5 protein-coding genes are annotated in these 6,593 nt (G+C 46.8%); all 5 read right to left on the reverse strand.

Going from position 1 to position 6,593, the window contains the following annotated elements; all coding sequences use genetic code 11:
• Positions 1 to 88: 88 nt before the first annotated feature.
• Positions 89 to 2,563 (reverse strand): contractile injection system protein, VgrG/Pvc8 family, encoded by a 2,475-nt coding sequence (locus tag B5F35_RS17180; protein WP_140401278.1) that lies wholly within the window; start codon positions 2,561 to 2,563, stop codon positions 89 to 91.
• 5 nt (positions 2,564 to 2,568) lie between these two features.
• Entirely contained in the window at positions 2,569 to 3,309 is a 741-nt protein-coding gene (locus B5F35_RS17185) for a hypothetical protein (RefSeq protein ID WP_087242811.1), read from the reverse strand.
• A gap of 141 nt (positions 3,310 to 3,450) precedes the next feature.
• Positions 3,451 to 3,987 (reverse strand): hypothetical protein, encoded by a 537-nt coding sequence (locus tag B5F35_RS17190; RefSeq protein ID WP_087242813.1) that lies wholly within the window; start codon positions 3,985 to 3,987, stop codon positions 3,451 to 3,453.
• Positions 3,988 to 3,991: 4 nt separating this feature from the next.
• Complete coding sequence (locus B5F35_RS17195; RefSeq protein ID WP_087242815.1) at positions 3,992 to 5,059, reverse strand: pentapeptide repeat-containing protein; 1,068 nt, start codon at positions 5,057 to 5,059, stop codon at positions 3,992 to 3,994.
• A 27-nt stretch (positions 5,060 to 5,086) separates the two neighbouring features.
• The gene (locus B5F35_RS17200) at positions 5,087 to 6,475 is read right to left on the reverse strand and encodes a phage baseplate assembly protein V (RefSeq protein WP_087242817.1); all 1,389 of its coding nucleotides are present in this window, start codon (positions 6,473 to 6,475) and stop codon (positions 5,087 to 5,089) included.
• Positions 6,476 to 6,593 lie beyond the last annotated feature (118 nt).

Genomic DNA, 6,593 nt, shown 5'->3' on the forward strand with positions numbered 1-6,593 from the left:
CAACCGGACTACGCCTGCTGACTTTAGTGTAGCAGATGCCGCCGTCCTATGCACTGCCTTTATTTTCATTCTCAGCTGTGATGGCATTTCATGAGGCGTTGAAAATAAAGTCGGTGTTGGTCATGCGCTGGCTGCCGGTGACCATATCAATGGGATCGCCGCATTTTGGATTTTTGTCGGGATCTTGCCTGTCTCCCTTCTTCTTTTTGCTCGAATCTCCGAGTTCCGCATTTTTCTGTATTTGGGGATCACCCCCAGAATCATTCTTGCTCTTTGTATCCGGCCCCTCCGGTTTGTTGGTGCGTTTTGTATCATCCGCACCCCTGCCCCGGCGACGGGTCACCGCGCCCATCGCGGGAGAAACATAATTTTTCATCTGGTTGGCCGCATCATACAGTGCGTCCCATTTTTCCTGCTCGGAGGCGTCGCTGAACACCACATCAAAGAAGTTTTCCAGAGAAGCAATCGCGTCCCTGGAACCAATAACCAGCTGGGCGTTATCGATCCAATCCGTGATTTTACCAAACCACTCCAATACCGTCGCAAGTTTTTTCAGCTTTTTCGTTCCTGACGCAACTTTTCCAATGGCCCCCAGGAACGAACCGCCTGGAATGCAGCCCAGCAGGTTCGTCACTGCTCCTCCAACATCCCCTCGGCAGAAGGAGATCGCCGCGTTGGCGACGCTGGCTACAACGTTGAGAGGTGGGAAAAAGCTGCCCACCATACCCACAATATCCAGCGCCAGCTGCACACCGTCCAGCAGGTTGTCCATGAAGGTATTGGTGTTTTCCTCCATCCTCTCATAGGTGCGCCCACGGTAAAAGCCCAGCTCATGGAGAACAGGGCTCTGTCCAAAGATATCCGTTCCACTGATCCACAGATAAGATTCCTGAACCTGTAATTTACAGTAGTTCAGTCCGAAAATCTGGATCTGCTTGTCTTCCACTTCAGCAAATTCAATGCTGTTGTCCGCCGCCTGACTTCCTCCCCCGCCGCTCGATGTAAACCACGACGCGACCGTGGAAAACGGAGAGGCTATCTCATCCCAAATAGCTCCACCGACATCCCTGAGTGCCGCCAGCCCCGCTTCCGCCAGCGTGGCGTCACCGGGCTGACCGCCATGGGCTGTTTGGTAGTCCGCGCCCTGCTTCTCCATCTGCTTGAATTTTTCCGCCTGCGCGGCCTGCCCCTGCAAAATCTCCTGGCTTTGGGCCGGGTTATCCGGCTCCTGCTCCACACCCTGGATATAGATCTTCTCCTTGGCAGCAAAGGTTACGTCCTTGGTGGATGCAATCTCGATCCCCTCTTCATCCGACAGGATAATTTTGAGCTGCATCCCGCCTTCGCCGTCCATCTCGCTCCGGCTGCCGGTAATATCCAGTTCTGTGCCCTTGAACTTGATCATCCGGTTTTTGGAGGTCAGGACCTTTTCCTCCGGGTGGCTGAAATCACTGCGGCTGTTATCAACATGCTTGCTGCCCAGACAGACAAAGGTGCCGTCATTTTCAAAGTAACAGAATACGGTATCCCCAACATCCGGCATGACATACATGCAGTCGCTCAGGGGGCTGGCATAGGGAATCCAGCGTGTGCCGCTGCCGGAATCGAACTGCACCTTGACGTCGCAGCCGGAAACCTCCAGCACCTGGCCGCTGATGATATTACTGCTGTGCAGCTGAGGCGCGGGGCCCTGGGGGTTTTCTGTATTGCCGCTTCCCCCGGCAATGTTGGACACCGGCGCCTGAGCCGGCTCGGGCAGCGCGCCGGGCTGGCTCACGCATTGAATACGGTTGATCAGAGTCCCAAAAGAGGCTGTGATCTCACTGCTTACAAGGATAAAAGTGCGGCCGTCCTTCTCCAATGCATGTCCGACGCCCAGATTCAGCTCCGCAACAGGTCCGCCATACCGTTCCACCTCAAACGCCATCAGCTGGGGGTTCGTGGTCTGCTGATGCAGGCGCAGGGCCTGGATATCCTTCTCCACAACCTCGTTGGGAAGGGCTTCCACCGGATGGACGGTGAAGGGGATCGCGCCCACATGGAGCTGGAACCCTGCCGCTTTCCCGTTGACGAACAGGCTCATGCCGAACTGATTGGCGATCCGTCTGGCAAACGCCCAGTCCGTCTCATTTTGCTGGTAGATCATCTGGGAAACGGTAGGGTTCTGCTCCAGCGTCAGCAGGACGCCATAGGGGCCGAGCACCTGTTCCAGGATACTTTGAAGCGTCTTGCTCTCGTTTTGGAAGGTGAGGCTCTTGGGGGTAATATCCGCCAGGTAAGAGTTTGTGACCGCTTCGATATGCAGTTCCTGATATTGGCCCAGCTGCTCTGTGCTGTAGTTGGTGCAGACGCCGCAGAACACCCTCTCACCATCCAGGGTAAGCACCTCAATGGGGAACTGCTCCAGCCGGCTCAGGTCAGCCGACTGGGTGGAATCCAGCACTAAATGGAGTTTCAGCCGTCCATGGGTATCTTGCTTTTCCGTTACGGAAATATTTTTGATTGCCTGGTAAGAGACAGGCGCTTGAATGAGCAGCCGCCCCAAATCAAGAACTTCTGCCACGCGTCTCACCTCCGTCTTTCCCTCATTTTTTTCACGCGACCAGCAATGGTCACACACACCACAGCTACAAGTATTGCTGCAATTAAACGCAATGCCTTATCCAAAATCCAAGGTGCTTTACCATCCCGATACATATCTAATACATACACTGGATTAACCTCATAATCCTCAGCCATAGTTGACAGCATAACTTTCTCCTCAGTTGTACTGTACCGTATATAGCCAGTAGGAAGTTCTATTTCTTGTTGAAATACCTTTGGTATCATTAAGTAGTCATCAAAATAAGCGCAGATATAAGAACCATCTTCCAATTGCACTAAATAATATTGGTTATAGGAGGACGCCATAACAAACCAGTTAACAACAGTATCAAGTGGTGTGATTGGGTAATGTAGGCTTCTATACTCTGGGGTATGGATCTTTCTTTTTGTGCCAAATGAATGATTGCGAATATAATGTTCTCCTGCCTCACCACTGTCTCTAAGACGCATGAGAGGACACGGTACAAATGTATCCCCTATTATTGTTGCAGGCTGATTTTCAAAAAAGAACGCTTCCAAATTTTCCTGCTTTATTATATGTTGCACATTCGCATTGGGGGTTTGACCTTGTTCTGTTCCAGAGCCCACACCCAAATCATAGATCCAACCTGTTGGGAGTGCTCCCATAACTACCCAGAAAAAAAATATGATACCCACTACACCAATCAGAACGGAAGGGATTGTAGGTCTTTTCCTATGTCCCATTTTTACATATCCTCCACATTACAATTGGAAAATCTCAACTTGCTCTTGCAATGCCATATCTCCTGTACCAATCAATGCTTTTCCCGAGTTAAGCTGTAATTTCAGCAAGTAAATCATCCCTTCTTAATGTATTTCCTTCTGTTACACCAGCTCTACCGCCTGTAATTCAAATCCAATAGCTGATCGTTTCAACATACTCTCCGCAACAGGAAGTGATACCACGACTACTGGTTCAGATAAACCTGCCACTTGGAATATATGCCGACCTTGCACTGCACGAAATTGTATCGCAAGGTGCTTCAATGTTTTATCCGGATACAGCTCAGTCGCTTCATTCATACAAGCAACAGGGGGAACCACTGGACACCAATACATGGGTGCAATATTGATTTTAGGATCATTTGCAAACACTTGAACACCTTTGAATTTCATCTGTGGCTCATACAACCGCCATAGCTTCTTTATCGAATTTTCAATTAAAAGAGTTGGTTGAAATAATACATCACACATCTCTACCTGGGGAGAATATTCAAAGTAAGCTACTTGCTGTTTTGGAATTATTGCGGAGTCAATAGGCTTACCTTCCGTATAATCACCCTCAACAGCAAAGTGGAAAATCTGTATTGGATTGCTTAACTTTTTATCTTGTTTAATTTGAAAATATTGAAATGAATTCACTTGTCTACTCCTCCTCTACAGCATGTTTTTGTAAAGAGGCGCAGAGATCGCTCTCCAGTACATGGAGCTTAATAAACTGGCAATTATCAACCCTTGCTTGTCGTAGTTCAGTATTACGGAAACTGACCCTTTCCAGCAAGCAATTTGTAATGCTGGTATGACCACAGGATAGGAAGTCTTTTCGCTCCCCACTTTGTCCAGTCTCAGACCAAACACGCTCAAAGATTGCATCTGTCAGCCGTGTGGCATAAATTTCGGTTCCCATCAAACTTAAATTGGAAAATGTACAGTGTTCAAATGTGCAGTCAATGAAGCGTGCATCACACATAGTACAAGCCTCAAACTCAACATTTTGAAAAGTACATCGTTCAAAAACTGTATCAGACAGTACGAAACCCTCAAATCTCTGATTTCTATACACTTTATTTTGGAATCTTGCAAACCGAGCACTACTATTTGGCTCTAAAAGTGTTAAATCAAGTTCCTCCCGCTCTCCAAGTAAGGCATATTGACGCTCCATATATTCACCAAGCGTCACGCATAGAAGAGGCCCCTTTTTTAAGCTACGCCACGTTGTTGTTTCTGGAAATTGACGCAGATGCGCCTTCATAGCAATCCAATAGATAAATACAATGTCGCGTGCTGCTTGGATTGCTTTGGCCTTGACTTCTGGCAGCCGAATGTAAGTTCCAAGTCCTAGCTCACCACACCTGCGCTCCATAGATTCTACAAAATTGCTCCAGTGATAAAACATCCATGGCACTGATACCTTTTCCCCCATAATCGGATCATCAACAAATGGTTTTTGGGCATAAGCTTCCATTAAAATTGCTGGAGTTCCATCTAATAGCGAGGTCCAAAGAATAGAGCAGGTTATTACACCTAATTCAATGCCTGTTCGGTCTTGAACCTTGGATACAGCATCTAAAAATTGCTTAATATACATCACAAACAACGTTTCATTTTTATTAAATTCCGCGCCGTATTGTTGTGTAACTTCTTGTAGCCAGGATTGGAATAGTGGCATATAGCACTTTTCCATAAACTCCTTCTCAGCCTCCACGCGCTCCATTATGCCACCCTTTCTGTTTACTCTGTTTTATGTCAAAATAACATTCTCTCCTGTCAGTGTAATGCCTTCCTTTCGAATATCTACATAAGCAGATTGTGTACCTAAAAGGATATGATTTTCTGCCAGTAGATTAACGGTATCTCCAGCTTGGATATTGACATTACAGGCAGATGTAATTGTAATGTTTTTGTCTGAGATAATTTCGATGCCTTTTTCATCAGTAAGCCCAATAAATAGTTTCCCTTCACGCCCAATAATCATAAGGCCTTCTTCTGTCAATAGGATTTTCTTTCCATTCGGCCCACTCCAAACCTTGTCTGTTACCTTAGCCCCTGGTGTTTTCTGCACAGAACTTGCCGCAAAAGCATCCTTTTCACTGCCTGATGGAAAGAATACTCGTACTTCATCTCCTACAGCAGGCATACTGTACCAGCCACTACCATCCTGAGAGGAATATGCTGTGGAGTAAGGGAACCACCAGTCCCCACCTCCATCATAAGAACCATCAATCGAATTGAAGAACACTTGCACCTTATCTTTCTCTACCGCCTGAACAATACCTGTCATCATTTTTCCTGATGCTTGGGTATTAGAGATCGCTGGTGAAACAAAGCTCGTTTTTAATCCCACACCATATTCACAGACCAGGTTTCCATCTTTTAAAGACGCATGAATACTTTTCACATAAAATGTCTTTCCGTTTAGATTGAGCTGATCACCAACATAGGCATAGTCAAAAGAGGTAAGTGAATCTCCAGCAAAATCGTCAGCCATGGCACCCGCCTGTGTTGATGAAAAGGTGTTATAAGAGGACACACTTTTTTCAGAATGGTATTCTACAGTCTCAATATTCCGAACCTTGCTCACCGGCGGCGGCCCAACATAGATGTATGGTTTTTTGGTTGTAATATTGGCACAGGCTGGCACTCCAAGTGCAGACGCCATTCGGATGATGAACTGCCAATCCGTTTCATTACATTGAATAATAAAGGCGCCTGTTGGCTTATCTGTTGCAGTCACTGTAACGGTTCCCTTGCTCCCAACCAACTGACTCAAAAGTTCTCCGTATGTCATTGTAGTGCGTTGGAATGTCTTATTGGCAGGCGCTACATCCAAAATTACGTTAGTAGTCTTTGCCTCTAATGTTACAAGTGCAAAATCATTCTGTTTTTCGTGAGAAAGCTGCGTAATGAGCCCATAAAACAGCTGGCTTGGCTGCCCTTCTGCCGATGTGGTAATATCAATGGCAAAGGTTTCATCCACTCGTTGTGCAAACTCTATAGCTTCTTGATACGGGATCAAGCCGACCAACTTGGCAATTCCATGTTGGTTTGGTGCGTGACTGATTTCCATTTCTCTAAGCTGAGAAAATGGCACACCAGCTATGCTTATGTTTTCATATGTTATAGTGCTCATTTTTAGGTGTCCTCCTTGTATTATAGAGTAGTAGTTATTAAAGCCCCTCTCCAAGGGCTGTGCTACACTGTAAGGGATGCTGTGGATTGGTAGTGTCCTCCTACCACAAGATGGTTCG

The organism is Anaeromassilibacillus sp. An200 (assembly GCF_002160025.1).
Lineage (GTDB): Bacteria > Bacillota > Clostridia > Oscillospirales > Acutalibacteraceae > Caccousia > Caccousia stercoris.